Source organism: Microbacterium sp. SD291, assembly GCF_017355365.1.
Lineage (GTDB): Bacteria > Actinomycetota > Actinomycetes > Actinomycetales > Microbacteriaceae > Microbacterium.
Genome location: NZ_JADIJR010000027.1, coordinates 12,896 through 39,668, shown reverse-complemented (window position 1 = coordinate 39,668; position 26,773 = coordinate 12,896). Strand labels below are relative to the sequence as shown.

Annotated in this window: 24 protein-coding genes and 1 riboswitch; of the genes, 14 read left to right on the top strand and 10 right to left on the bottom strand. The window is 70.0% G+C overall.

The annotated features are described in order from the left end of the window. On the bottom strand, positions 1-1,304 hold a 1,304-nt coding region (locus tag IPV10_RS13525), incomplete at its 3' end, for an HNH endonuclease signature motif containing protein (protein ID WP_207484694.1). A gap of 148 nt (positions 1,305-1,452) precedes the next feature. Here IPV10_RS13525 and IPV10_RS13520 point away from each other — a divergent pair. Next, positions 1,453-1,902, top strand: coding sequence for a hypothetical protein (locus IPV10_RS13520; RefSeq protein WP_207484693.1), 450 nt, complete (start codon positions 1,453-1,455; stop codon positions 1,900-1,902). A 74-nt stretch (positions 1,903-1,976) separates the two neighbouring features. On the opposite strand, the gene IPV10_RS13515 is transcribed toward IPV10_RS13520, so the two are convergent. Then, a complete protein-coding gene (locus tag IPV10_RS13515) occupies positions 1,977-4,622 on the bottom strand; it encodes an ATP-binding cassette domain-containing protein (protein ID WP_207484690.1) in 2,646 nt (881 codons plus the stop codon). A 112-nt stretch (positions 4,623-4,734) separates the two neighbouring features. Between IPV10_RS13515 and IPV10_RS13510 the strand changes: the two genes are divergently transcribed. After that, a complete protein-coding gene (locus IPV10_RS13510; RefSeq protein WP_207484696.1) occupies positions 4,735-5,793 on the top strand; it encodes an enoyl-CoA hydratase/isomerase family protein in 1,059 nt (352 codons plus the stop codon). Between the two features lie 46 nt (positions 5,794-5,839). Here the strand turns inward: IPV10_RS13510 and IPV10_RS13505 are convergent, their stop codons facing one another. Then, entirely contained in the window at positions 5,840-6,181 is a 342-nt protein-coding gene (locus IPV10_RS13505) for a RidA family protein (protein WP_207484688.1), read from the bottom strand. Positions 6,182-6,436: 255 nt separating this feature from the next. Here IPV10_RS13505 and IPV10_RS13500 point away from each other — a divergent pair, with 255 nt between their 5' ends. Then, complete coding sequence (locus IPV10_RS13500) at positions 6,437-8,164, top strand: ABC transporter ATP-binding protein (RefSeq protein ID WP_207484686.1); 1,728 nt, start codon at positions 6,437-6,439, stop codon at positions 8,162-8,164. Further along, on the top strand, positions 8,161-10,398 hold the full coding sequence (locus IPV10_RS13495) for an ABC transporter ATP-binding protein (RefSeq protein WP_207484684.1): 2,238 nt from the start codon (positions 8,161-8,163) through the stop codon (positions 10,396-10,398). The genes IPV10_RS13500 and IPV10_RS13495 overlap by 4 nt, the downstream gene beginning before the upstream one ends. A 753-nt stretch (positions 10,399-11,151) precedes the next feature. On the opposite strand, the gene IPV10_RS17075 is transcribed toward IPV10_RS13495, so the two are convergent. After that, positions 11,152-12,636, bottom strand: coding sequence for a D-alanyl-D-alanine carboxypeptidase family protein (locus IPV10_RS17075; RefSeq protein ID WP_207484683.1), 1,485 nt, complete (start codon positions 12,634-12,636; stop codon positions 11,152-11,154). A gap of 80 nt (positions 12,637-12,716) precedes the next feature. Beyond that, a riboswitch (TPP riboswitch) is annotated at positions 12,717-12,826 on the top strand. On the opposite strand from IPV10_RS17075, the gene IPV10_RS17070 reads away from it, so the two are divergent. The 3 genes from IPV10_RS17070 to IPV10_RS13480 all read left to right on the top strand — a co-directional run bounded on the left by IPV10_RS17070 (position 12,820) and on the right by IPV10_RS13480 (position 15,712). Next, positions 12,820-13,467: an ECF transporter S component gene (locus IPV10_RS17070; RefSeq protein ID WP_242684973.1), complete on the top strand. Its 648-nt coding sequence runs from the start codon at positions 12,820-12,822 to the stop codon at positions 13,465-13,467. It overlaps the preceding riboswitch by 7 nt. After that, on the top strand, positions 13,464-14,924 hold the full coding sequence (locus IPV10_RS13485; RefSeq protein ID WP_307861136.1) for an ABC transporter ATP-binding protein: 1,461 nt from the start codon (positions 13,464-13,466) through the stop codon (positions 14,922-14,924). Before IPV10_RS17070 ends, IPV10_RS13485 begins: the two co-directional genes overlap by 4 nt. Further along, the gene (locus IPV10_RS13480) at positions 14,921-15,712 is read left to right on the top strand and encodes an energy-coupling factor transporter transmembrane protein EcfT (protein ID WP_207484679.1); all 792 of its coding nucleotides are present in this window, start codon (positions 14,921-14,923) and stop codon (positions 15,710-15,712) included. The genes IPV10_RS13485 and IPV10_RS13480 overlap by 4 nt, the downstream gene beginning before the upstream one ends. Before the next feature lie 30 nt (positions 15,713-15,742). Here the strand turns inward: IPV10_RS13480 and IPV10_RS13475 are convergent, their stop codons facing one another. Continuing rightward, the gene (locus IPV10_RS13475; protein ID WP_207484677.1) at positions 15,743-16,102 is read right to left on the bottom strand and encodes a DUF488 domain-containing protein; all 360 of its coding nucleotides are present in this window, start codon (positions 16,100-16,102) and stop codon (positions 15,743-15,745) included. Between the two features lie 120 nt (positions 16,103-16,222). Here IPV10_RS13475 and IPV10_RS13470 point away from each other — a divergent pair, with 120 nt between their 5' ends. Together IPV10_RS13470 and IPV10_RS13465 are read left to right on the top strand one after the other, a co-directional pair. Continuing rightward, positions 16,223-16,984, top strand: a complete 762-nt coding sequence (locus IPV10_RS13470; RefSeq protein WP_207484676.1) for an SDR family NAD(P)-dependent oxidoreductase — start codon at positions 16,223-16,225, stop codon at positions 16,982-16,984. Positions 16,985-17,087: 103 nt separating this feature from the next. Beyond that, a complete protein-coding gene (locus tag IPV10_RS13465) occupies positions 17,088-17,918 on the top strand; it encodes an NAD(P)-dependent oxidoreductase (protein WP_207484674.1) in 831 nt (276 codons plus the stop codon). A 165-nt stretch (positions 17,919-18,083) separates the two neighbouring features. Here the strand turns inward: IPV10_RS13465 and IPV10_RS13460 are convergent, their stop codons facing one another. The 3 genes from IPV10_RS13460 to IPV10_RS13450 form a co-directional block, all read right to left on the bottom strand. Then, entirely contained in the window at positions 18,084-18,833 is a 750-nt protein-coding gene (locus tag IPV10_RS13460; RefSeq protein WP_207484673.1) for a sulfite exporter TauE/SafE family protein, read from the bottom strand. Positions 18,834-18,840: 7 nt separating this feature from the next. Next, entirely contained in the window at positions 18,841-19,524 is a 684-nt protein-coding gene (locus tag IPV10_RS13455) for an ankyrin repeat domain-containing protein (protein WP_242684972.1), read from the bottom strand. Between the two features lie 83 nt (positions 19,525-19,607). After that, on the bottom strand, positions 19,608-20,162 hold the full coding sequence (locus IPV10_RS13450; protein ID WP_207484670.1) for a ribosomal protein L7/L12: 555 nt from the start codon (positions 20,160-20,162) through the stop codon (positions 19,608-19,610). 71 nt (positions 20,163-20,233) lie between these two features. Here IPV10_RS13450 and rlmN point away from each other — a divergent pair, with 71 nt between their 5' ends. Beyond that, complete coding sequence (rlmN, locus tag IPV10_RS13445) at positions 20,234-21,514, top strand: 23S rRNA (adenine(2503)-C(2))-methyltransferase RlmN (RefSeq protein WP_207484668.1); 1,281 nt, start codon at positions 20,234-20,236, stop codon at positions 21,512-21,514. An 85-nt stretch (positions 21,515-21,599) separates the two neighbouring features. Here the strand turns inward: rlmN and IPV10_RS13440 are convergent, their stop codons facing one another. Next, a complete protein-coding gene (locus IPV10_RS13440) occupies positions 21,600-22,241 on the bottom strand; it encodes an NAD(P)H-dependent oxidoreductase (RefSeq protein WP_207484666.1) in 642 nt (213 codons plus the stop codon). Positions 22,242-22,305: 64 nt separating this feature from the next. Between IPV10_RS13440 and IPV10_RS13435 the strand changes: the two genes are divergently transcribed. Further along, entirely contained in the window at positions 22,306-22,875 is a 570-nt protein-coding gene (locus tag IPV10_RS13435) for a TetR/AcrR family transcriptional regulator (RefSeq protein WP_207484665.1), read from the top strand. Positions 22,876-22,921: 46 nt separating this feature from the next. Here IPV10_RS13435 and IPV10_RS13430 read toward each other — a convergent pair whose 3' ends face one another. After that, the gene (locus tag IPV10_RS13430; protein ID WP_207484663.1) at positions 22,922-23,392 is read right to left on the bottom strand and encodes a histidine phosphatase family protein; all 471 of its coding nucleotides are present in this window, start codon (positions 23,390-23,392) and stop codon (positions 22,922-22,924) included. A 105-nt stretch (positions 23,393-23,497) separates the two neighbouring features. Here IPV10_RS13430 and IPV10_RS13425 point away from each other — a divergent pair, with 105 nt between their 5' ends. The 3 genes from IPV10_RS13425 to IPV10_RS13415 all read left to right on the top strand — a co-directional run bounded on the left by IPV10_RS13425 (position 23,498) and on the right by IPV10_RS13415 (position 26,719). Beyond that, positions 23,498-25,060 carry a DUF4407 domain-containing protein gene (locus tag IPV10_RS13425; RefSeq protein ID WP_207484662.1) on the top strand — a complete coding sequence of 521 codons (1,563 nt, stop codon included), beginning with the start codon at positions 23,498-23,500 and terminating at the stop codon, positions 25,058-25,060. Between the two features lie 69 nt (positions 25,061-25,129). Next, positions 25,130-25,651, top strand: a complete 522-nt coding sequence (locus IPV10_RS13420; RefSeq protein WP_207484660.1) for a hypothetical protein — start codon at positions 25,130-25,132, stop codon at positions 25,649-25,651. Between the two features lie 54 nt (positions 25,652-25,705). After that, complete coding sequence (locus tag IPV10_RS13415) at positions 25,706-26,719, top strand: aldo/keto reductase family protein (RefSeq protein ID WP_207484659.1); 1,014 nt, start codon at positions 25,706-25,708, stop codon at positions 26,717-26,719. Positions 26,720-26,773: the final 54 nt, after the last annotated feature.

The window sequence follows — 26,773 nt, the reverse complement described above, 5'->3', positions numbered from 1 at the left end:
AACAGGCAGAGATTGCTGATCTCGGTTCTGCCGCCTTTGGCGTGGTCGTGGTTGTGGTCGATCTGGCATCGGTGCACGGGCATCCGGCATCCGGGGAACCGGCAGTGCTGATCTCGCGCGCGGAGGAAGCGCCGCATGCCCTCTGTGGGGCTGTATGTGTCGGTCTCGGTCACCATTCCGGTCGGGTCCTGGAACAGGCGCGTCCATCCGCCGTTGCGGCTGGCGAGGTCGCGGGCGATGTCGGGGTGGATCGGACCGTATCCGTCGAGCTCGGCGGGGCGGTCGTCTGCGCCGATGAGCGTGGAGCCGGAGATGGTGACCTGGACGTTGCCCCGGATGTTGTCGAGCCCGGTGCCGTTCGCCTCGCTCGGCGTGGATGCCAGGAGCAGATCAGTGGCGAGATCGGCGCGGACCTGGTCCATCGTGCGCTCGTCGGAGGGGATCTGCTCGACGTCGCGATCGGAAAAAGGATCGACGGTGAAGGTGCCGCCCTCGCCGAAGATGATGCGGTCGTCGAGTGCGGGGTCGTCGAGCGCGTCGAGAAGGGGGTCGTCGGGGGCGAGGTCCTCGGGGAACACAGGGTCGGCGCCGAGATCGAGGACGTCTGCGGAGAGCACCGGCTCTCGATCGCCGCTCACCGAGATGACCTGCCGGGCCATCTGTGTGAGCCGGTCGAGGATCGCGTTGGCGAGATACTCGGGCAGCACGACCTGCAGCAGTGCGAGTCCGTCGCCGACCGAGCGCACGCTGACGGACCGCTCGCCTGCGGCACGCTTGTGCTGCTCGACGACGGTCTCGCCCACGAGAGAGGCGGCGAGCTGCCGCAGCTGCGCGCGGGTGCGCGTCGGGGTGTCGCTCTCGGCGACGACGGTGGCCGCGACGTCGAAGAGCTTCAGTGTCTCGGCATCCGCCCGGCCCTCGCCGACCGCCTGCCGCACGACGAAGCCGGCCTCGACGATCTCGTGAACATGCGCCGCCGTGATGTCCCCGTGCTGGAAAGACTCGCGTGCCGAGGCATACGCGACCTGCGGCGACGAGCAGTGCAGGAAAGCGGCGTCTGCGAAGGCTCTCTCGATGCTGTACTTCGACGTATGCGCGGCGGCCGAGTACTCGGCGATCATCGACCGCTCGATCGCCTCGCGATGATGCGGGTTCTCGCGGGCATCGGCTTCGCGGACCTTCACCCTCGCCGCCAGCAGCTCGTAGGCCTCGGCTTCGAGCCGGGCGATCTCGCGCTTCTTCTCCACCCACGCGTCGAGCAGCGCACGGTGCTGCTCGAGGTCGTCGTCGAGGATGGTTCCCATGATTTCAGTGTAGTACATATCTTCGAAGAATGGAAGGGTGGATCCGGATGCTGTCTCGGAACCGGGCTGGGGTTTCCGACAAGGGATCGTTGCGTTCCTGTGAGCAAGTCGCAGACAACTGGCAGGGTGCCGCTGGCAGACTGGAGTCATGGTGACGTTGCTGCTCGACCAGACGCAACTGGAGATCGTGCTCTCGCCGATCGAGCGTGCCGCGAGCTTCCACCGCGAGAACATCCGCATCGCCCGCGACACCATCACCAAGGTGCAGCTGACCGACGACGCGTGGACCTGGCTGCGCGGCGTTCCCAATCCCGGGACGCACATCCCCGGTGTCGTCGCGGCGGGCACCTGGAAGGCCGCCGGCAGCGTCGAGTTCGTGCTGATCCGTCGCCGCCGGCCCAGCGTCGTGATCGACCTCAGGGGCGACGACGAATATCGACGGCTCATCCTCACGACCAGCCACGGGCTCGCCCTGACCCAGGCGCTGCGCCTGGACGTGTCGGCCGAACCCGCCGATGTCGAGGAGATCGTCGCAACCGCCCCGACCCCGGTGTCCACTGGGCGTCGTCGACCCGTCATCCGCCCGCGACCCGCCTGAGCGTCGCGCCCTCGCAGAACTCAAACGCCCTCCGCGCCGAAAGGCTGCGGAGGGCGTTCGCGGTTCAGGGGAGATCAGCCGTGGTGGTGGTGATCCCCGTCGTGGTGCTCGTGGTATTCGCCGTTGTGGTGCTCACCATACTCAGCCTCGTGGTGCTCACCGTGCTCAGTCTCGTGCGGCTCGTGGTGCGCAACCTCGTGGTGCTCGCCCGCGGGCTCCTGCTCGCCCTCGGACTGCTCGCCTTCCGGCTGCTCGCCTTCCGGTTGCTCGCCTTCCGGCTGCTCGCCTTCCGGTTGCTCGCCCTCAGACTGTTCGCCTGCGGACTCCTGCTCTTCTTCGGACTCGTGCTCCTCGACGGGCTCGACCGGCGCGACCGACGGGACCGTGTCGATGATGCCGGTGCTCGCCACAGACCAGTGGGCGCCGTCATCGACGGGCTCCTCCTCCGTCTTGGCGGCCTCCCTTTCCGCGGACAGTGTGCGCCGGAGCGGGTAATCCTTCGGCTCGTCCTCGTAGTACGCCCGCGCAGCGGCGGCGAGCATCGAGCTCACGGCGGCGGAACGAGGATCGTCGTCGGCATCGGTGTCCGAAGAGTGCGTACCCGCCGCGGATTCGTCTGCATCTCCGGCGTCGGCGTCACCGGCGTCCGACTCGTCGGATCCGGTGAGTTCCGCGAAGAACTCGACGCCGGAGTGCTCCTCGTCGGAGTGCTCCTCGTCGGAGCGCTGCTGGCCAGAGTCGTGAGCCGGCGCCTCAGATGCTCCCTCAGCGTTCGGCTGCTCGGGCGTCTCCTCGATGGCCGCAAGCGATGCGGATGCCGCGACCGGGGAGGCGCCGAACAGGATGTCGTCGAAGGACTGCGGAGCATCCCGGTGCTCGTCTCCGCCAGCGGCGGCCGGCTCGCTGTCCGAGGCCTCAGCGGCGGCGTCGACAGCCGTCCGCGGCGGGAAGAGCGCCGGCCACGGCTTCGCGGATGCCTCACCGGGTTCTTCCGCGGTGCGCTGCGCAGGCGCCTCCCCGAAGGGCAGCAGAGGCGTCGCGGAGGATGCCGCTGCCTGAGCATCCGCGTCGGCGGCAGTGTCGTCCGCTGAGCGCTCGTCGTTCGATGCGCTCACTTCCGGGTCGGCTGGTGCATCGTCCGCAGTGGCCGGGTGCGCGCCGCCGAAGAGATCTGCAACGTCGCCATCAGTCTCGGACCCGTCAGTCTCGGATCCGTCAGTCTCGGATCCGTCAGCCTCGACCGCCGAACCGGCCGCCTCGGCTGTGTCGTCTCCCTCGGATTCGCCTGCCGCGGGTGCGTCGTCCACGCCCGGCTCCGCAGCGTCCGCCTCGCCGGCGTCCGCCGCGGACCCCGCGACAACCACGGACTCCTCTGCGCCATCGGATCTCGCATCGGCCGCGGATGCGTCCTCGACTGCGCCGTCCGCCTCGGCATCCGCCGTGGCTCCGTCCTCGGCATCCGCCTCAGTGACGGCTCCGTCTTCGATCTCAGAGCCGGCCTCAGAGGCCGGAACCGCATCCGATCCCGCCTGCGCCTCATCGCCACGCTCATCATCAGCGTGCGCGTCGGCGAGTGCCACCTCGGCTCCGCCCGTGAGCACGGCCGCAGCCGTCGGGTCGCTGGGGACGGCCTCCGCATCGAGGGGAAGCTCCTCCCCGCTCACATCAGCATCAGCATCAGCATCAGCATCAGCATCAGCATCAGCATCAGCATCAGCATCAGCGCCAGCATCAGCACCACCGGCGACGACGCCCGACCCGCCGACCACTAGTGCCGGCTCCGGCCGCACGAGCTGCGACGCGGCAGCCTCGGCGCGCGGCTCGAGCTTGCCGCCGCGTACCAGCTCGATGAAGACGTCTTCCAGCGTCGGCCCGCGCGTCACCAGCGCGCTCAGCGCGATGCCCGCCTCCGCGGCGACGGCGCCGACGGTTCCGGCATCCCCGCCCCTGACGGTCAGGCCGGAGCGCAGCACCTCGACCTCGAACCCCGCGGCGGCGAGTGCCGAGCGCAGCGCCGCGCGATCCGCGGCATCCACCACGACCGATCCGGCTGCCGGGTCCGCGAGCTTCTCGATGCCGCTCGACAGCACCAGCTGGCCCTTCGAGAGCACGAGGACGTTGTCGGCGACCTGCTCGACCTCGCTGAGCACATGCGAGGAGACCAGAACCGTGCGGCCCTCGTCCGCGAGGCGCCGCATCAGCAGACGCATCCAGCGGATGCCCTCGGGATCGAGACCGTTGGCAGGCTCGTCGAACACCAGGGCGCCCGGATCGCCCAGCAGGGCGTGGGCGACGCTGAGCCGCTGGCGCATGCCGAGCGAGAAGGTGCCGATGCGCCCCTCGCTCTCGTTCTCGAGGCCGACGAGCGAGAGCACCTCGTCGACGCGGGACAGCGGGATGCCGTTGGCCTTGGCGGCGATCGTGAGCTGACGGGTGGCGCTGCGACGAGGACGGTACACCGTCTCCTCGAGCACGGAGCCGATCGTCCGCAGCGGATGCCGCAGATCGGCGTACGCCGTTCCGCCGATCGTCGCAGTGCCCGATGTGGGACGCACCTGGCCCAGAAGAATGCGCAGCGACGTCGTCTTCCCTGCGCCGTTCGGGCCGAGGAAAGCGGTGACGACTCCGGGCTCGACCCGTGCGGAGAAGTCGGAAACGGCCGTGACGTCGTTGAAACGCTTCGTCACTCGCGTGAACTCGAGCACCTGTCCGTCGGGCATCCGCGACCTCTCCTTGATGGGCAGTTCCGTCCATCCTGCCGGAAAAGGCCCGTGAATCCTGTATTTCCTGCGGATTCCGGCATCCGGGGAGCGGAGTAGCCTGGCACATGTGATCGACTCCACAGCCCCCGCTCGCGTCCTCGCCCGCACGGAGGGAGCCCTCGGTCGGCTCACCCTCAACCGCCCGGAGGCGATCAACGCCCTCGACCTCGGCATGATCAGGGCCATGACCGCGGCGCTGGACGCCTGGCGCACCGACACCGACGTGCAGATCGTGCTGATCGACGGCGAAGGGGAGCGCGGCATGTGCGCAGGCGGCGACGTCCGCGCGCTGCACGCCCAGATCGTCGCGGGCCGTGCCGACGAGACGGCCGAGTTCTTCCGTGCGGAGTACGCCCTGAACGCGATGATCGCCGAGTACCCCAAGCCGGTCGTGGCCGTCGCCGACGGCATCACGATGGGCGGCGGCATCGGCCTCGCCGGTCACGCCGCGATCCGCATCGTGACAGAGCGCTCGAAGCTCGCGATGCCCGAGACGCGCATCGGATTCACGCCCGACGTCGGCGGAACCTGGCTGCTCGGCCGCGCACCTGGCCGGTTCGGCGAGTACTTCGGACTCACCGGCAGCACCATGAACCCAGCGGATGCCGTGCTCCTCGGCTTCGCCGACCACTTCGTCCCGTCGGACCGGCTGGACGCGCTTCGCGAGGCGCTCGCCTACCGCGCCGACCCGACCGGCCCCGCCGAGATCGTGCTGCTCTTCGATGAGACGCCGGACCCCTCGACGCTTCCTGACGCCCGCCGGTGGATCGACGAGGCGTTCTCCGCCGGCACCGTGGTCGAGATCGTCTCGCGCCTGCGCGCGCAGGGGACGGCGGATGCCGGTGCGGCCGCCGACCTGCTCGAGGGGCTGGCGCCGACAGGACTCGCCGTCACGCTCGACGCGGTCCGCGAGGCGCGGGAGTCGTCGGGTCTGCGCGAAGCGCTGGAGGGGGAGTACCGGCGCGTGATGTGGTTCGTGACGCAGCACCCCGATCTCGTCGAGGGCATCCGCGCGCAGCTGGTGGACAAGGACCGCAATCCGCGCTGGGACCCGCCGACGCTCGCGGAGCTGGCACCGGATGCCGGAGCGGATGCCCGCGCATACGTGCCGGAGCATCCGCTCTTCTGAGGGTGATCTCCTCTGAGCGCGGTCGCCGGGACCCGGCGGCCACGGCTCAGACCGCGGCGATGACCGAGAACTCGACCCTGTAGTCGGGGGTGGCGAGCTTCGCCTCGACGGTCGCGCGCGCCGGCGGGTTGGCAGCGTCGACCCAGGTCTCCCACACCGAGTTCATGGCGCCGAAGTCGGCGATGTCGGCCAGGTAGATCGTCACCGAGAGCAGCTTCGAACGGTCGGACCCGACGCCCGCGAGCAGGTCGTCCACGAGCTGGAGCGCCGCGCGGCTCTGCTCCTCGACGGTCGCGCCCTCGGCGACCTGGCCGGCGAGGTAGACCACGCCGTTGTGCACGACGGCGTGGCTCATGCGGGGTCCGGGGTTGATGCGTTCGATCGTCACTGGTGCTCCTGTCTCGGCCCGCGGTGCGGCGGGCGCCGGTCAATCCTCCCGCACGAGCGGATGCCGCCGCATCCGTTCTTCACCGCAGTCCAGAAAATGCCTGGCCGGAAGGTGATTGGTTCGCTGTCAGCGAAGCTCCCCCCTGAGGGGGATGCGAATGTCCGCGGCTCGTGGCACTCTATGTTGCGGCCGATTGTCGACCGGCATCCGCCTGCCGAGAAATCCGCCCCTCTGATCCCACAAGGAAGTCCGCCTGTGCTCGGGAAAATCCTCGTCCGATATCTCTCACGCTACCGATGGCTGCTCGTCGGCGTCCTGGTGTTCCAGTTCGCCAGCGCCCTCGCATCGCTCTACCTGCCGACCCTCAACAAGGATCTCATCGACCAGGGCGTGGCCCAGGGCGACACCGACTACATCTGGCGCACGGGCCTGTTCATGCTCTTCGTCTCGCTCGGCCAGATCGTCGCCTCGATCATAGCGACCTACTTCGCCGCGCGCGCCGCGATGGGCGCCGGCCGCGACATCCGCGCCGACGTCTTCGCCAAGGTGAGCGGCTTCTCCGAGCGCGAGGTCTCGCAGTTCGGCGCCGGATCCCTGATCACCCGCAACACCAACGACGTGCAGCAGGTGCAGATGCTGGCGATGATGGGCGCGACCATGTTCGTCACCGCCCCGTTGCTGGCGATCGGCGGCATCATCATGGCCGTGATCACGAACGCCGGCCTGAGCTGGCTGATCGCGGTCTCCGTGCCGGTCATGCTGATCGTGGCGCTGCTGATCATCAGCCGCATGGTGCCGCTGTTCCGCAGCATGCAGAAGAAGATCGACAACGTCAACCGCATCATGCGCGAGCAGCTGACCGGCGTCCGCGTCGTGCGCGCGTTCGTGCGCGAGGGCATCGAGGAGGAGCGCTTCCGCGGCGCGAACACCGACATCATGGTGGTCGGCCGCAAGATCGGCTCGCTCTTCGTGCTGCTGTTCCCGATGTTCATGCTGATCCTCAACGTCACCGTCGTCTCGGTGATCTGGTTCGGTGGCATCGAGGTGAACAACGGCACGGTCGAGGTCGGCACCCTGTTCGCCTTCATGCAGTACATCGGCCAGATCATGATGGGCGTGATCATGTCGAGCTTCATGGCGATGATGATCCCGCGCGCCGCGGTCTCCGCCGAGCGCGTCGGCGAGGTGCTCGACGCCGAGTCGACGATGACCCGCCCCGAGAACGGCGTCACCGCCTTCCCCGCTCCCGGCTCCGTCGCCTTCGACCGCGTCGAGTTCACCTACCCGGGCGCGGAGTCGCCGGTGCTCAAGGGCATCAGCTTCGCCGCCCAGCCGGGCGAGACCGTCGCGATCGTCGGCTCCACCGGTGCCGGCAAGACGACACTCGTCTCGCTCATCCCGCGCCTCTTCGACGTCACCGGCGGCGCCGTGTCCGTCGGCGGCACCGACGTGCGCGAGGCCGACGTGGAGTCGCTGTGGGACAGCATCGGCCTGGTGCCGCAGCGTCCGTTCCTGTTCACCGGAACCGTGGCGTCGAACCTCCGCTACGGCCGTGAGGACGCCACCGACGAGGAACTCTGGCACGCGCTCGAGATCGCACAGGGCCGCGACTTCGTCGAGGAGATGCCCGACGGGCTCGACTCGCGCATCGCCCAGGGCGGCACGAATGTCTCGGGAGGGCAGCGTCAGCGACTGGCGATCGCCCGCGCGATCGTGCACCAGCCGCAGATCCTGGTGTTCGACGACTCGTTCTCGGCTCTCGACCTCACCACCGACGCCCGCCTGAGGCAGGCGCTGTGGCGGGAGCTTCCGCACGTCACGAAGATCGTCGTCGCGCAGCGCGTGTCGACGATCACGGATGCCGATCGCATCGTCGTCCTTGAAAGAGGAACCATGGTCGACGTCGGCACTCACGAGGAGCTGCTGCAGACCAGCGACACCTACCGCGAGATCGTCGAGTCGCAGCTGGGGGTGGACGCATGAGCGACAACACCGCACCCCCGCGGCCGCAGCGCGGCCGCGGCAAGGCAGCATCGCCCGCCGTCGAGCCCGAGCTCACCGAAGAGGAGAAGTACGAGGCCGAGCTCGCCGAGCAGGCCCGCCAGAACTCCGGCGACTGGGACAGCGTCGCGCCTGGCAAGGCCGACAACTTCGGCAAGAGCTTCGGCCGGATGATCGGGCTGCTGAAGCCGTCGGCCGTCTGGTTCGCGTTCGTGTCGTTCCTCGGGGCCGTCGGCGTCGTGCTGGCGGTGGCGGCGCCCAAGGTGCTCGCCGAGGCGACCAACCTCGTGTACGCCGGATTCATCTCGAACGAGCTCGCGAAGCCGAACGGCGACTTCCCCGGGTTCCCGGTCGGGACCCCGAAGAGCGAGGTCATCGAGCAGCTGCGTCAGTTCGGCCAGACAGACTTCGCCAACCAGCTCGCGGCGATGAACGACTTCACCGTCGGGTCCGGCATCGACTTCGACGCGATGCGCTGGATCATCATCGCCGTGCTCGGGATCTACGTGGTCTCGGCGCTGCTGAGCTGGATCCAGGGCTACGTCATCAACGTCATCATGGTGCGGACCATGTGGCGCCTGCGTGAAGAGGTCGAGGCGAAGATCAACCGCCTGCCCCTGTCGTACTTCGACAAGGTGCAGCGCGGCGAGCTGATCTCCCGCGTCACGAACGACATCGACAACATCACGCAGACCATGCAGCAGTCCCTCTCGGGCGCGCTCACCTCGGTGCTCACCGTCGTCGGCGTGCTGGTCATGATGTTCTCGATCTCGTGGCAGCTCGCACTCGTCGCCCTGATCTCGCTCCCGCTGATGGGCGTGATCTTCGGCATCATCGGGCCGCGCTCGCAGAAGGCCTTCGGTGCCCAGTGGCGCAAGGTCGGCCGACTGAACGCGCGCGTCGAGGAGGCCTTCTCCGGCCACGCGCTGGTCAAGGTCTTCGGCCGCGAGCAGGACGCGCTGGACAAGTTCCAGGTCGAGAACGAGGAGCTCTTCCAGTCGGCGTTCAAGGCGCAGTTCCTCTCCGGCATCATCATGCCGGCGATGACCTTCGTCGGCAGCCTCAGCTATGCGGCACTCGCCGTGCTCGGCGGCCTGATGGTCGCGAACGGACAGCTGCGGCTCGGTGACGTGCAGGCGTTCATCCAGTACTCGCAGCAGTTCTCTCAGCCGCTCGCCGAGCTCGGCGGAATGGCCGCGGTCGTGCAGTCGGGCACCGCATCCGCGGAGCGCGTCTTCCAGCTGCTCGACGAGGACGAGCAGGACGCGGATGCCGACGACGCCCCCACCGTCGTCGACGGCAAGGGCGTCATCGAGTTCCAGAACGTCGCGTTCTCCTACTCCGAGGACCGTCCGCTCATCACGGACCTGTCGTTCCAGGTGGAGCCGGGGCAGACGGTCGCGATCGTCGGGCCGACCGGTGCGGGCAAGACCACTCTGGTCAACCTCATCATGCGGTTCTACGAGCTCAGCGGCGGGCGCATCCTGCTCGACGGGCAGGACATCTCGGACATGACCCGCGATGACCTGCGCTCGCGCACCGGCATGGTGCTGCAGGACCCGTGGCTGTTCGCAGGCAGCATCCGCGAGAACATCCGGTACGGCCGCTCCACCGCGACCGACGAGGAAGTCCTCGCCGCCGCCAAGGCGACGTACGTCGACCGCTTCGTGCACGCCCTCCCCGAGGGATACGACACGGTGCTCGACGAGGACGCCTCGAACGTCTCGGCGGGTGAGCGCCAGCTCATCACGATCGCCAGGGCGTTCGTCGCGCAGCCGTCGATCCTCATCTTGGATGAGGCGACGTCGGCGGTCGACACCCGCACCGAGCTGCTGCTGCAGCACGCGATGGCCGCGCTCCGTCAGGGGCGCACTTCGTTCGTGATCGCGCACCGCCTGTCGACGATCCGCGACGCCGATCTCATCCTCGTGATGGAGCACGGCGACATCGTGGAGAAGGGCACGCACGACGAGCTGATCGCCGCGCAGGGCGCCTACTGGCGTCTGTATCAGTCGCAGTTCGAGCAGGCGGCATCCGACATCGACGCCGAGGATGCGCTCACCGGATCGACCCCCGTGGTCGTCACCGGCGACGCGGATGCCGAGGCTGACGCGGCTCGCGTCGGCGTCTCGGTCGGCGCGCAGGCGCCCGCCGCCGAGGTCGCCGCCGCCGAGGCCGTGGTCGATCGCCCCGACGCCGGAGACGCCAGGGCCTGAGCCCGGCACTCACGACGCCCCGCCCCGGAGTTCGGGGCGGGGCGTCGTGCTTTGTAGGGGAGGCGGTGTCGTGATCTGTCGCGTCCCGTGCGGGGACCTCATGTGGTCGGGTCCAGCTGTCCGGGGCGGCCGCTTGGGGTCCGTGGCCGGGGAGTTGGTTGGATCGCGGGTGCGGTGGCGTGTGCGGTGGGACCTCATGTGGTCGGGTCTGGTTGTCCGGGGCGGCCGCTTGGGGTCCGTGGCCGGGGAGTTGGTTGGATCGCGGGTGCGGGTGCGGGTGCGGTGGGACCTCATGTGGTCGGGTCTGGTTGTCCGGGGCGGCTGTTCGGGGTCCGTGGCCGGGGAGTTGGTTGGATCGCGGGTGCGGTGGCGTGTGCGGGTGGGACCTCGTGTGGTCGGGTCTGGGCGTGCGGGGCGGCTGTTCGGGGTCTGTGGCGGGGTCGCGAGGCCGGCGCCCGCACGTTCACGAGTGCGTCCACGTCGCGGGGTGCGCGTCGTTGTCGCTTCGGGCGCGCGGGGCGACGATGACGCGCACCCCGGATGGGCGTGTGGGCGTGCCGCGGAGTCGTCGGCGTTTCGAGGTGCGCGTGGTTGTCGCCTCGAGTGCGTCGGGGCGACGACAACGCGCACGCGGGCTCCGCCAGGAGCGATGCGCGGCGGCGTCAGCGCTGGGAACGAGCGCCGGGCGCGAGCGCCGGGCGCCAGCGCTGGGCACGAGAGCCGGGCGCCAGCGCTGGGCGCCAGAGCCGGGCGTCAGCGCTGTGCGTCGGCGAGGCCCAACAGCTCCAGCGGGTGCGTCAGTCGCCACCACGGGCTGGGGTCTGAGACTTCGTCGGCCAGCTCCAGCACCGTCGTCACGGTGCCGAGCGGACCGGAGGTGGTCAGGGTTCCGACATCGTCGCCCTCGTCGCGCAGGTCGCCGAGCGAGAACTCCGCAGTCGACTCCGCCGCCGCGGAATCCCACAGCACGGCGTCGGCATCGGAGGCCGTGATGATGTCGACCTCCGTGCCCCACATCGTCTCGACGGTCCCGATGACGGTGTCCTTCGGCACTGCGGGCGGCTGCTCGCGCAGCTCGGCCTCGATCTGGCTGAAGAGCGACCTCGTCGCCTCGAGGCGCTGCTCGTCGTCGGCCTGTCCGAGCACCGCCGCGTACAGCCTGACCGTCGAATCGCCGATCGTGACGTCCTTCGCGGTGAGCAGGTTCCAGCTCTCCTCGAGGGTCCCTGTCTTGACCCCCACGACGCCGGCGTCCGCCAGCATCCCGTTGGTGTTGACGACCGTGCCTGCGCCGGGGAGCTCGACCGACGGTGTGCCGACGATGCTCGCGAACACGGGGTTGCTCATGGCGTTCTCGGCGAGCTCGATCAGCGCCGCCGGCGTCGCGACGTTGTCCTCGTGGAATCCGGACGGCGTCACGACCGTGATCCCCTCGATGCCGCGGTCGCGCAGCCAGGTCTCGGCGGCCGCGGCGAACGCCCGGTCCGAGCCCCAGATCTCGTCGGCGAGCCGATCGATGTAGTTGTTCGCCGAACCCAGAAGCGTCCCCTGCAGCAGCTGGTACTCGGTGAGCACGCCGCCGACGGGAACGTCCAGCGCGGACTGATCGTTGCGGCGATAGTCCCAGTAGTCGATGTTGTCCGACCAGGTGAAGGAGAACTCGGGACCCTGCTCGCCGACGGCGAGCGGCATCCGATCCAGCACCATCAGACTCGAGACGACCTTGGTCACGCTCGCGATCGCCGCGGGATCCAGGCTCGAGGACACGGTGCCCATTCCGCCGACGCCGACGGCGGCGCTGCCCTGAGCCAGCCAGGTCACCGCGGCAGGCGGCGCAGGTGCGGCTTCGAATTCGACGGCCCGCACAGTCGGGGCGACCTCATGGAGCGGCCAGAGCAGCGTGGCGCCGCAGTATGTTGCGACGAGGCCCGTGAGGATGCCGAGCGGCACCAGCACGCCCGGCCGGGAGAAGGCAGGGCGCAGTTTCGCGCCGCGCAGCAGCGCAGCACCGGACTCCCTGTCCTCATCGCCGTCGAGGGTCGCCATCGGCGGGTGGCCGGCGACCTCGGACGCATCCACCCAGGTCAGCGCGGTCGCAGGACGCACGCGATCCGCCCACTGGGCAGTCGGCTGTGCAGCGGTCTCACCGGTCGGCGCCTCGACGACCGCGGTCGCACCGGCGGGCGCGTCATCCGGGGGCACGTCGGCGACGGCCTCGGCGGAGTCAGGAGCAGTCACCTCCTCACGCTACCGAATTCCGGCCGGGATCGGCGGTTCGCAGCACGAGTGACGCGAGTGTCGGGAGCGGGTAGGATCGTCTCTACAACCACGGGAGTCCGGCGAGCCGGGCTGAGAGGGAGCGAATCGCGCTTCGACCGTCGAACCTGATCTGGGTCATGCCAGCGCAGGGAGGAGTCACAGATGAGCACTTCAACGAACCGTTCCACTGCGGAATCGGCATCCGTCGCCAAGGGCCTTCGCTCGCCGCAGCTCTGGCGCTGGCGAGTCGTCGACATCGTCGTCGCCAGCGTCATCGCCGTCGCCTGCGCCGCGATCTTCCTGCTCTGGAACGTCGGCTACGAAGCCCCGAGCAGCCTGCTCACTCCGCTGCTGCCCGGCGTGCAGGCCCTCGTGAACGGCCCCTGGCTGATCGCGGGCGTCCTGGGCGGGCTGATCATCCGCAAGCCGGGTGCTGCGCTCTACACCGAGCTCGTCGCGGCGATCATCTCCGCGCTCGTCGGCAACGTCTGGGGCCCGCTGACCATCGTGTCGGGCCTGGTCCAGGGCCTCGGCGCCGAACTGGTCTTCCTGCTGTTCCTCTACGGGGTGTGGCGCCTTCCGGTCGCCATCCTCGCCGGGGCCGCCGCCGGCGTCGCCTGCGGCATCAACGACATGATCCTCTGGTACGCCGGAGCCGATGCGCTGTTCACGTCGGTGTACATCGCGTCGAGCACGATCTCGGGTGCGGTCATCGCCGGCCTCGGCGCCTGGCTGATCGCCCGCGGTCTCGCCGCCACCGGGGCGCTGAGCCGCTTCGCGGCCGGCCGCGAGGTCGCAGCCCGGGTGTGAGTCCCCTGGTCACCCCCGCCGCACTCGAAGCCCGCGGCTGGGGATGGCGGTACGCGACCCGGCTGCGCTGGGCCGTCCGCGAGGCGGATCTGCGGATCGAGCCAGGGGAGCGCGTACTGCTGCTCGGCGCGTCCGGCTCGGGCAAGTCGACGCTCCTGCAGGGGTTCGGCGGCGTTCTCGGCGGTGCAGACGAGGGGGAGACGCACGGCGAGCTGCTCGTCGACGGCGTGCGGTCGACCGAGGCCCGCGGGCGTGTGGGGATGGTGCTGCAGGACCCGGACACGCAGACGATGCTCGCGCGCGTCGGCGACGACGTGGCGTTCGGGTGCGAGAACCTCGGGGTTCCCCGTGAGGAGATCTGGCACCGGGTGCGTGAGGCGCTGGATGCCGTGCAGCTCGATGTTCCCCTCGATCGCTCCACGAACGCCCTCTCCGGCGGGCAGAAGCAGCGGCTCGCGCTGGCGGGCGTGCTCGCGATGCGGCCCGGCGCGATCCTGCTCGACGAACCGACCGCGAACCTCGACCCAGAGGGGGTGCGCGATGTGCGGGACGCCGTGGCCGCCGCCCTCGACGCCAGCGGGGCGACCCTGATCGTGATCGAGCACCGCATCGACGTCTGGCTGCCGCTGGTGACCCGTGTCATCGTGCTCGGTGCCGAGCCTGATGGCACGATCGTGCTCGCCGACGGCACCCCCGGTGAAGTGCTCGGCGCGAGGGGCGCCGAGCTCGCGGCATCCGGAGTCTGGGTCCCCGGGCACCCGCCGGCGGTCCCGCCGCCCCCCGCGAGGGCATCAGGTGACCTGCTGCTGGAGACGCACGAGCTCGTCGTGTCCCGGCGGCGGAGGCTGCCGGTCGCGGGACCGCTCGACCTCGACGTGCGCGCGGGGGAGGCCATCGGCATCACGGGCGCGAACGGCTCCGGCAAGTCGACGTTCGGGCTGACCCTCGCCGGCCTCATCCCCGCCGAGCGGGGCCGGGTCGCGGCATCCGCCCTCCTCGCCGCAGGTGAGGTCGCCGACCCGCTGCGCTGGTCGTCGCGCGCGCTGCTCACGCGCATCGCCACCGTGCTGCAGACGCCCGAGCATCAGCTGCTCGCCAAGACCGTGCGGGAGGAGCTCTCCGTCGGCCCGCGCGCGCTGCGACTCGGCGAGGCCGAGATCGCCGGGCGCACCGAGGAGCTGCTCGAGCGGCTGCGGCTGGCGCCGCTCGCCGAGGCCAATCCGTACACGCTGTCCGGCGGCGAGAAGCGGCGGCTGACCGTCGCCGCGGCGCTCGCCACGCGGCCGCAGGTGATCGTCCTCGACGAGCCGACGTTCGGGCAGGACGCGAGGACCTGGGCCGAGCTCGTCTCGATCATCGCCCGGCTGCGCGACGAGGGCACCGCGATCGTCGCGATCAGCCACGACGAGGCCGTGCTGCAGGCACTGCACGCTCGCCGGTTCGGGGTGGGCGCATGATCGATCCGCTCACCGCACGCATCGAGCGCACCGGCCCGATCGCGACGCGCTCCGCGCTGGCGAAGCTCGCGGCCTCCCTCCTCATCGCGGTTCCGCTGGTGTTCTCGATCGACGTGGTCTCGGCATCCGTCGCGCTCCTGCTCGAGATCCCGCTGCTGGTGCTCGCGGGGCTCGGCGCCCGCGAGTTCTGGACGCGCACGGCCCTGCTCTGGATCGCCGCTCCGCTCGGGGCCGTCACGATCGCGCTGTACGGCGTGAACAGCGGCGAGATCCACTTCGAGTGGCTGCTGATGCGCGTCAGCGACGGATCGCTGTCGCTCGCCGCGGCGACCGCGGTGCGCGTGCTCGCGATCGGCCTGCCTGCGGTGGTGCTGTTCGTCACGGTCGATCCCACCGACCTCGCCGACGACCTCGCCCAGAGGCTGCGATTGCCGGCCCGGTTCGTCGTGGGTGCGCTGGCCGGCATGCGGATGCTCGGGCTGCTGGTGGAGGACTGGCGTGCGCTCGGGCTCGCCCGGCGCGCGCGCGGCGTCGCCGATCAGGGGAGGATCCGCCGGGCGCTCGGCATGGCGTTCGCACTGTTCGTGCTGGCGATCCGGCGCGGCACGTCGCTGGCCACGGCGATGGAGGCGCGCGGCTTCGGCGGCACCGGAGCCCGCTCGTGGGCCCGTGAGTCGGTGTGGACCTGGCGAGACACCGTGCTCGTGCTGTCTTCGGCCGTGATCCCGGTGGTGGCGATCTGGGTCGCGGTCGCCACCGGCGCCTGGAACTTCATCGGCGCGGTGTGAGTGCCCGGGCGAGTGCCGTCGCCCGGCGCTTCAGAGCATCGTCCGCAGGGCCTCCTCCAGGACCGCGGCATGGTTGCGTTCGGGGTCGTGAGCCGCGTAGACGAGCGTGACGATCGGATGCCGTCGCACCTCGGCTGCGAGGTCCTCCAGCGGACCGGCGGATTCCTGGGCGAGTTGTGCACGGTACCTGTCGGCGTACACGTCCCACTCGTCTTCCGTCGCGGCGTGCCATTCCCGCCGCAGCTCGGGAGACGGGGCGGTGTCCTTCGCCCACAGATCGATCTCGGCGCGCTCCTTGGAGACGCCCCGCGGCCACAGGCGGTCGACCAGCACACGGAAGCCGTCATCGGATGAGGCGGTGTCGTAGGCTCGCTTTCGACGCAGTTCCATGCGCTCAGCCAACACCTGTCACGCGCTCGGCGCCAGTGCCGGAGTCGTGTGCGCAGGTGAGACCAAGAGTCACGTAAACTGACACTCAGTCGCAAGAAGTCGTTCGAAGGAGAACCTCCGATGCAGATCTCAGGACAGGGCGCGCTGATCACCGGCGGCGCCTCGGGACTCGGCCTGGCAACGGCTCGCCGCCTCGCCGCCGCCGGAGCGCACATCACCATCGTCGACCTCGCCTCGTCCCAGGGCGCGAAGCTCGCGGAGGAGCTCGGTGGAGTCTTCGCCGCCGCCGACGTCACCAGCGTCGACGACGTGCAGTCCGCCGTCGCCGCAGCTCAGGCCGCCGCGCCGCTGAGGGTCGTCGTGAACTGCGCCGGCATCGCCCCGCCCGCGAAGGTCCTCGACCGCGACGGCAACCCGGCGGTGCTCGCCGACTTCGAGCGCATCGTGCGGATCAACCTCGTCGGCACGTTCAACGTGATGTCCCAGGCATCCGCCGTCATCGCGAAGAACGAGCCGACCGAGAGCGGCGACCGCGGTGTTATCGTGAACACCGCATCCGTCGCGGCGTTCGACGGCCAGATCGGCCAGCCCGCGTACTCCGCATCCAAGGGAGGCGTGCACGCGATGACCCTCCCGGTCGCGCGTGAGCTCGCGCGCTACGGCATCCGCGTCTGCACGATCGCCCCCGGGATCATGGAGACCCCGATGCTGATGGGCCTGCCGCAGGCCGCGCAGGACTCGCTCGGGCAGCAGGTGCCGTTCCCCTCCCGGCTCGGGCGTCCCGACGAGTACGCGACCCTGGTGCAGCAGATCGTCGAGAACGGCTACCTCAACGGCGAGACCATCCGCCTCGACGGCGCGATCCGGATGGCCCCGAAGTAAGCACCCTCCGCTCCCGTCGCAAATGTGCCCGCTTTCCCAGGCGGTCTCCGGGCATTTTCGCGACGGGAGCGCATCAATGACACCGAACAGCTGAGGAGAACCCATGTCACTGGCAGGGAAGACCATACTCATGTCGGGCGGCAGCCGCGGCATCGGGCTCGCGATCGCGCTGCGCGCAGCGGCGGACGGCGCGAACATCGCGATGCTCGCGAAGACCGACACCCCGCATCCGAAGCTCGAGGGCACCGTGCACAGCGCGGCCGAGCAGATCCGCGCCGCCGGCGGGCAGGCGCTGCCGATCGTCGGCGACGTGCGCGATGACGACGACATCACCGAGGCCGTGCTGAAGACCCAGGGCGAGTTCGGCGGCATCGACATCGTCATCAACAACGCCAGCGTCATCGACCTGTCGCGCTCGCTCGACCTCAACGCCAAGAAGTACGACCTGATGCAGGACGTCAACGTCCGCGGCACGTTCATGCTGTCGCGTGCGGCGGTGCCGATCCTGAGGGATGCCGAGAACCCGCACATCCTGTCGCTGTCGCCGCCCCTGAACCCGAGCCCGAAGTGGCTCGGCGCGCACACCGGCTACACGCTGGCGAAGTTCGGCATGACGATGGTCACGCTGGGTCTCGCCGCCGAGTTCGCCCGCGACGGCATCGCCGCGAACGCCCTCTGGCCGCGCACGACGATCGCGACGGCGGCGGTGCAGAACCTGCTCGGCGGCGACAGGGTGATGGCCGCGAGCCGCACGCCGGAGATCTACGCGGATGCCGCCTACGCGGTGCTCACGAAGCCGGCGCGCGAGTACACCGGCCAGACGCTGATCGTGGAGGACGTGCTCGAGGCCGACGGCGTCACCGACTTCTCGAAGTACGCGGCGATCGCCGGCACGCCCGACACCGCGCTGTTCCCGGACATCTTCCTGGACTGAGGCGCGACAACCCCAGTCCCGAGCATCCGTCCTCTCGGGAATCGGAGACCGGATGCCGCGGGCACGGCGTGTCCGCGGTCGACGCGCCGTGCGGGCGACGGATGGTCTCCGTTTTCGGGCGGCGGGCTTTCGGGGAGGCGCGGAGCGCGGAGAGCGCAGGCGCCCTCAGATCAGCAGATACACGGAGCCGGCGATCGTCAGCGCGATCACGAGCCGGTCGAACAGCTGCTGCGGGATGCGGCGTGCGATGCGCAGCCCGACCAGGGCGCCGGCCACGACGAGCGGCGCGAGGGCCAGGTCCATCAGCAGCACCTCGGGGGTGATCAGCCCGAGCCCCGTGAGGAACGGCACCTTCACGAGGTTGATGATCGCGAAGAACCACGCCGAGGTGCCGAGGAACACCTGCACCGGGGTGCGCGTCGCGAGGAAGTACATCGCCATCACCGGGCCGCCGGCGTTCGCGACCATGGTGGTGAAGCCGCCGAGCGTGCCGTATGACGCGGACAGCAGGATGCCGCCGAGCGCCGGCGCGACGGCATCCGCCCTGTTCTGGCGCCACCGGCGCCACAGGGTCACCGCGATCATGAGCAGCAGGATCGCCCCGACCGCCCGCCGCACGATCGCGTCGTCCGCGAGGGCGAGGAACGCGAAACCCACCAGGAGCCCCGCGATCACTGCGGGCGCGAGACGAAGCAGCGTCGGCCAGTGCGCGTGGCGCCGATAGGCGATCAGCGCGAAGACGTCGCCGACGATGAAGAGCAGCAGCATCGCCGCCGTCGAGGTGCGCGCCGGGAGGACCGCGGCGAACAGCACGACCGCCAGGGTCGAGCCGCCCGGGATCGCCGACTTCGAGATGCCGGTGATGACGGCGGCAAGGCCGAGGGCGATCCACGCCCACGCGCTGAGTTCGAGCACCGTCCGGTCAGCCCTCGAGGAGCGCGGCGATCGCGTCGAATCCGCGGGAGGCGGCGAGATCGTGCGGGAGCACGCCGTCGCCGTCGCGGATCGAGATGTCGGCACCGCCCTCGATGAGGGCCTCGACGATGTCGACGTAGACCTGGGATCCATCGCCGAGCACGATCGCCTCGTGCAGGCCGGTCCAGTTCAGGTTGTTCACGTGGTTCGGGTCGACGCCCGCGTCGAGCAGGATCTGCACGGTCTCGAGGTGCCCGCGCTCGCATGCCGGGATCAGTGCGGTGCCGCCGTAGCGGTTCGTGCTCTTGAGGTCGGCGCCGTTCGCCAGGGTCAGTTTCAGGATCTCGTCGTGACCCCGGGCGCCGGCGTAGAGATAGGCCGAATCCTGGATGTCATCCTTGGCGTTCACGTCGGCACCGGCCTCGATGAGCGCCCGCGCGGTGTCGACGTGATTCTGCTTCGTCGCGATGACGAGGGGCGTCGCCCCGCCGGGGCCGCGGGCCTCGAGATCGGCGCCCGCGTCGACCGCGGACTGCACGGCTGCGGCGTCGCCGGCGGCAGCTGCGGCGAGCAGATCACGGGTGGCGTCGGTCATGGCGGACTCCTCGGAGGTCGGGGTGGGGGCGGCGGGTGCGGTGCAGGCGGTCGTGCCCAGCAACGCGGTGGCGATGATCGCCGAGGCGGTCAGCATCCGTTTCATTCTCATGCAATTGGTATACCAAGTCGCCCTGTGTTGCCTGCGCGCGTTGCGTCGAGCCGGACGCCGGCCCCGGATCACAGACGGTGGTGAGGAAGCCACGCCTCGATCTGATCCTTGGTCTCCTTGAGCCCCAGGCCGGTGTGCTCGCGCAGCAGCTTGATCGCCGCGAGCTTCTGGTTGCCGGCGAGCAGCCGGTCGATGTCGGCGGCGACGGACGGCGGCACCTGCGAACGGGGCGAGCCGGAGGAGTGCGCAGGGGGCGTCGAGGAGTGAGCGGGCGCGCTGTGCGAGGCGGCGGCGGTGTGCGGGGCGGTGGTGCTGATCGACCAGTGGTCGATGCGATCCTTCGCCTCCTTGAGCCCGATCTTCGCGTGCTCGCGGAGCACCTTGATCGCCTGGATCCTGTGCCCGGCCGCGACCAGCCGGTCGATCTCCGCGATCGCGAGCGGAGTGAGGCCCGCCGGTGTCGTGTTCGTCGTGCTTCCCGGCGCCGAGCGCATCACGGGAGCGGGGACGTAGGACTGCGGCTCGGGAACCTTCGGGCGCATGCCGCGCAGTGCCGCGCCGACGATCGTGAGGCCGACGATGACTACCGCGATCACGACCACGGTCATGATGATGAGGTCCATGGGCACAGTCTATGGAGGTCGTGCCTCGCGCCCCAGGCGCTTCCCACCTGCCAGCGCGTACCCTTGAACCCATGACCGACACTCCCCGCACGCGCGAGACGCGCCCCGCATCCGCGTCCCCGCAGGGGAAGATCCGCTCCACCGGCACGCCGCAGGTGCGCCCGACGACTGAGGGCTGGACCCAGCAGAAGGATGCCGAAGGGCGACCGCTGCTGCAGTTCGCGAGCCCCAAGCGCGGCAAGCCGCCGGTGCACCTGGCCGACCTCACGCCCGCGGAGCGCACCGAGAAGGTCAAGGAGCTGGGCCTGCCCGGCTTCCGCGCGAAGCAGCTGTCGGCCCACTACTTCAAGCACTACACCTCCGACCCGGAGCAGATGACCGATCTGCCCGCCGGCATCCGCGACGAGCTCGTCGCCGGCCTCCTGCCGCCGCTGCTCACCGAGGTGCGGCGCCTCGAGACCGACCGCGGCGACACGATCAAGTTCCTCTGGCGCCTGCACGACGGCGCCCTCGTCGAGTCGGTGCTCATGCGCTACCCGGGCCGGATCACGCTGTGCGTGTCGAGCCAGGCCGGCTGCGGTATGAACTGCCCGTTCTGCGCGACCGGCCAGGCGGGCCTCACCCGCAACATGTCGACGGCCGAGATCATCGAGCAGATCGTCCGCGCGAACCGGCTCATCGCCGACGGCGGCCTCGGCGGCAAGAAGGCCGACGACCACTCCATGGAGCGCGTCTCCAACATCGTCTTCATGGGCATGGGCGAGCCGCTCGCCAACTACAAGCGTGTGATGGATGCCGTGCGCATCATGGTCGCGCAGCAGCCCGACGGCCTCGGCATGAGCGCCCGCGGCATCACCGTCTCGACCGTCGGCCTGGTGCCTGCGATCAAGAAGCTCGCCGACGAGGGCATCCCGGTGACCTTCGCACTGTCGCTGCATGCGCCCGACGACCACCTGCGTGACGAGCTGATCCCGGTGAACTCGCGCTGGAAGGTCGACGAGGCGCTCGACGCCGCTCGGTACTACTACGAGAAGACCGGCCGCCGCGTCTCGATCGAGTACGCGCTGATCAAGGACATGAACGACCATGCGTGGCGGGCCGACCTCCTGGCCGACAAGCTCAACGAGCGCGGTCGCGGCTGGGTGCACGTGAACCCGATCCCGCTGAACCCGACGCCCGGCTCGATCTGGACCTCGTCGGAGATCTCGGTGCAGAACGAGTTCGTGCGCCGGCTCAACGACGCCGGCATCCCTACGACCCTCCGCGACACCCGCGGCAAGGAGATCGACGGCGCCTGCGGTCAGCTCGTCGCGACGACCGAGGACGAGGCGGCCTCCGCCGCGCTGGCCTGAGCTGCGCGTTCCCCACCCCGCCCCGCCCCGCCCCGCCCTTCTCGTCGACTTCACGTGAAGTCGGCGAGTGCACGGCTTCTCGACGTCAGGATGCCGTGAGCTCGGCGAGATCTGGTGAAGCCGACGCCGCGGTGCCGGTGCGCGGGTCGTCATGCGCACCGTCGCGGATCCCGTCGCGCCGGCCGAGCGACGCGGCGCGAGCGAGCCAGGACTCGATGCGCTCGGGTGCGGCGTCCTTGACGCCGAGCATCCGGTGCGTGCGCACCGAGCGGATGCCGCAGAGCCGCATGGTGTTGCGAGCGACCTGCGTCTGCGCGGGGAGCCCGGTGAACGGGGCCGCGTACCAGGGGGTGTCAGCGAGCAGGAGCAGCCGACCGCGGCGGGCGGGCAGGAGCCCCTCGGGCAGGCCCAGGCTCGTGTAGCGATACTCCTGCTGCGGCAGCAGTGCGCGGTCGAAGAAGCCCTTCAGCACCGCAGGCACCGACCCCCACCACAACGGAGTCGCGACGACGACGGTGCGCGCAGCGTGCAGCGCGCGCTTGGCATCGGCCAGGTCGTCCTCCAGCGTCATCCGCTCGCGGTATCCGAACCGCAGATGCGGGTCGAAGTCGAGTTCCCGGAGTGCGAGCACTCGGGCGTCGCCGTGCGCCGTGGCGTACCGGCGGGCGAGCTCGGCGGTGAGGGATCGTGCGTCGGGGTGGCCGTCGATGACGAGTGCGGATGCCATCGTGTCTCCTATCTGGACAGTGTCAACTTGCTGGACAGTGTCAACATAAGAGAGGATGTTGCTCGTGTCAAGTTCTCGTTCCGGCTACCACCACGGCGATCTCGCGCACGCCCTGGAGACCGCGGCGATGCAGCTTCTCGCCGAGAAGCCGGCCCAGGAGATCAGTCTCCGAGAGGTCGCGCGGGCCGCGGACGTGAGTCACAACGCCCCGTATCATCACTTCGCCGACCGCCGCGGCCTGTTGAAGGTCCTCGCCGAGCGCAGCATGGCCGACCTCGTCGCCGCTGTGCGGGGAGCGATCTCTGATGCCGACGAGCCGGTCGCAGGCCTGGTCGCGGGCGGTGCCGCCTACCTGCGCTTCGCGGTCGAGCATCCGCACGGCTTCGACGTCATCTACGATCCGGCCGTGTGCATCCCCGGGGAGCCCAGCGAGACCATGGCACCGCTCATCGCCGAACTCGAGCAGCTTCTGGGCTCGGCATCCGTCGCCGCCGGCCTTCCCGCCGAGGAGAGCGTCCTCGGTGTGTGGGGGCTCGTCCATGGGCTCGGCACGCTGTGCGCGGCCGGTCACTTCACTCTCGAAGCGGCCCTCGACGGCAGTGCCGCGGCGATTCGCCGGATGCTGCCGCGCTGACGAGAGCCGCCCATCCAGACGCGGTGGCGGAGCCGGCGCGCAGGAGCTAAGGCGTGTGGATGCGGAGCAGCCGGCCTGTCCCCTCGATCAGCTCGTCCCACGAGCCGATGTCGACCGCGCACTCCGCGATCGCGCAGGTGGGCATCTGCACGAACTGGCCGGTGAGCTCGGCCACCGCGTCGCTCATGCCGGGATTGTGGCCGACGAGCATCGCGACACTGCTGTCCTCGGGCAGCGCCGCGGCGATCGCGAGGATCGCACGAGCGGATGCCGCGTACAGCAGCTCCTCCTCGACGACCGCGAGCCCGAACGCCGCGGCGTACTCGCCCGCGGTGCTCTGCGCGCGCGCAGCGCTGCTCGACACGATGCGGTCGAGTCCGAGCTCGTCGTCGACGAGGCGCTGCGCCATCGCGGGAGCATCGCGCCGGCCCCGTGCGTTGAGCGGCCTGTCATGATCGGCGAGGCCGGGGAAGCCCCAGTCCGACTTCGCGTGGCGGGCGAGCAGCAGGGTCTTCATGCGACCAGCCTGGCATCCGCGGCGCACTCGCGCATCCCCCAACCTGTGAGCGGTTCGCAGGGATCGTCCGGGCTTCGCACAGGCGGAGTTTCCTACCCTCGGAGGATGGCTTACTCCGCGCATCGCCCCGGACGGATGGACTCGCAGGGGCGGATCTCGTTCGAGACCGACGCCCCGGACGGCACGGTCTCCGACGACGACCTCGATTTCCTGCGCAGCTTCGAACCGGCCGGCGCAGGCTCGGCGACCGCTCGGGAGACGGATGCCGCAGACACCGCCACGCACCCGACGGCTGTGATCGACCCGGGCGGCGACGTCGACGAGCGTGAGGCGCCGGCATCCGCTCCCCGCTCCCCGCGCCCACCGCGTGCACCCCGCCCGAAGCGCGTTCGGAAGCCGCGCACGCCGGGCTTCCGTCTGCGCACGCTCGCGATCCTCGGCGGCGCCGAGGGCGAGATCCTCGACAGGGTGCCCGGCGAGACGCCCCGCTTCGTGCAGATGTTCTTCGTGCTCGCCGGCACGGCGCTCGTCTCCGCGATCTCGATGCTGTTCGCGCTGACGACCGGCGTGCAGGCCGCGATCTGGCTGGCCGTGCCCCTCGCGATCGTGTGGGCGCTCATCATCTTCAACCTCGACCGGTTCCTCACCTCGACGATGACCTCCACGCGCAACGTGTGGAAGCTGATCGGGCTCGCGATCCCTCGTGTGATCATGGCGGCGATCATCGGATTCGTGGTCGCCGAGCCGCTCGTGCTGCAGATCTTCCACAACGACATCGCCCGCGAGGTCGCCGCGACCAACATCGTGCAGGCGCAATCCGATCAGGAGGCGCTCGAGTCCGGCCCAGAGAAGATCGCGATGGACTCGGCATCCGATCGCCTCGCCGCGCTGGAGAACCAGGCGGCCACCGGCATCGTCGCCGGCACCGAATCGTCATCCGCCAGCGAATCGGCGGCGCAGGCCACGGTCGACGACCTCACCGCGAAGATGACCGCACAGCAGGCGGTCATCGACCAGGCGAGGATCCTGTACCAGTGCGAGCTCACCGGCGAGGGCGCGGGCACCGTGCCGGGCTGCACCGGCGTCAACGGCGAGGGCGCGAGCTCGGATGCCGCCGAGGCCCAGCTCGCTGAGGCGCAGCAGACATACGACGCCCTGGGCGCCCAGCTCCGCACCGCCAACGAGGAGCTGGCCGCAGCCGGCACCTCGGCCAAGGAGAACACGGCGGCCTCCGAGACGCAGAACCGCGAGGAGGCGCAGTCGCAGCTGCCCGCGGCCCGCGAGAGCTACGACGCGGCGCTCGCCGCCTACAACGCGAGGGCGGATGCCGTGGCACAGGGCAACGCCGGAGCGATCGGCCTGCTCAGTCAGATCAGCGGGCTGAACCGGCTGAGTGAGAAGGAGCCGACGATCCTGTGGGCGCACCTGCTGATCGCGGCGCTGTTCTTCATGATCGAGCTGCTGCCCGTGCTCGTGAAGGTGCTCACGTCGTACGGCGACCCGTCGCTGTACGAGAAGGCTGCGGCTATCCGCAAGCAGGTCGCGCTCGACCGGGTGACCGCCGAGGGCTTCCGCGATCGCGCCGAGATCGTGACGACGCCTTCGCCACCAACACCATCGCCTCCGGCTGCGGCGTCGGCTGCGGCGTCGGCGTCGGCGTCGACCTGAGCCAGCGGCATCCGCTCGGCGGCCGGCGAGTGTCGGGCGACTCCCAGCCGGCCGCTCTAGCGTGAGCGCATGAACCGGAGACGTCAGACGCTGTGGGTGTCGATCGGCGGGGTGGTCGCGATGGCGCTGTACGCGGGGCTGGGATTGCTGCAGCTCCTGGTGCTCACGCCTCTCGCCGCCGCGCCGGGGCGCAGCCTCGACGAGATCAGGGCCGAGCTCAGTGCGGCAGGCGAGTCATTGAACGACGTCGTCCCCGTGGTGTTCCTCAGCGTCGGCGTGCTCATCGCCCTCGTCGGAGCCGTGGTCGCGGTACGCGCACGTGCGCACCCGGCGATTCCGGCGATGGTCTTCCTGAGCCTTCTCATGCTGGGCGCTCCGGTGCTCTTCCACATGTCGTTCCTCCCCGGCATGGCACTCGCCGACACGTACATGATCGGGGGAGGAGTGATGCTTCGCGGGATGCTGCCGTTCTACGCGGTCAGCGCTTTCGCGGGCGTGCTCCTGCTGGCAGGTGTCGTCGTGGCGTCGATCCGGACGCGCGCCGCGACCCGAGCGCAGGAAGCATCCGCCGCCGCATCCGTCACATACTGAGACCGGTCACGGAAATCCACCCTCGACGTCCGCACCGGCGGGTAGCGTTGCAGCATGGTCAACTATCGCTATCTCGGCAACAGCGGTCTCAAGGTCTCTGAGATCACCTACGGCAACTGGGTCACGCACGCCTCGCAGGTCGGTGACGACGCCGCGGTCAAGACGGTCCACGCGGCACTGGATGCCGGCATCACGACGTTCGACACCGCAGACACCTACGCGAACACGGCCGCCGAGGTCGTGCTCGGCAGGGCCCTCGAGGGGCAGCGCCGCGAGGGGCTGGAGATCTTCACGAAGGTCTACTTCCCGACCGGCCCGAAGGGCCCCAACGACACCGGGCTCTCCCGCAAGCACATCCTCGAATCCATCGACGGATCGCTCAAGCGCCTCGGCACCGACTACGTCGACCTCTACCAGGCGCACCGGTTCGACTACGAGACCCCGCTCGAGGAGACATTCCAGGCCTTCGCCGACGTCGTCCGGCAGGGCAAGGCGCTGTACATCGGCGTCTCCGAGTGGACGGCCGAGCAGCTGCGCGACGGCCACGCGCTGGCAAAGCAGCTGGGCGTGCAGCTCATCTCGAACCAGCCGCAGTACTCGATGCTGCACCGCGTGATCGAGGGCAAGGTCGTGCCGGCGTCGGAAGAGCTCGGCATCTCGCAGATCGTCTGGTCGCCGATGGCGCAGGGCGTGCTCAGCGGCAAGTACCTGCCCGGTCAGCCGGTGCCGGACGGCTCGCGCGCGACCGACCCGCACTCGGGCGCCGACTTCATCAAGGGCTTCCTGCAAGACGACATCCTCGAGGCGGTGCAGCGGCTCAAGCCGATCGCCGAGCAGGCGGGCCTGTCGATGCCGCAGCTCGCGATCGCGTGGGTGCTGCAGAACCCGAACATCGCCGCGGCCCTGGTCGGAGCATCCCGCCCTGAGCAGCTCGCCGAGACCGTCAAGGCCTCCGGCGTGAAGCTCGACGCCGACACGCTGGCGGCCATCGACACCGCCCTCGGCGACGTCGTGAACCGCGATGCCGAGGCCACGTACTCGGTGTCGCCGAAGCGCCGCCTGGTCTGACCCGCGCGGGGCGCCGTCTGACCCGTCAGGTTCGCTCGGCGCCCCACCTGCGCG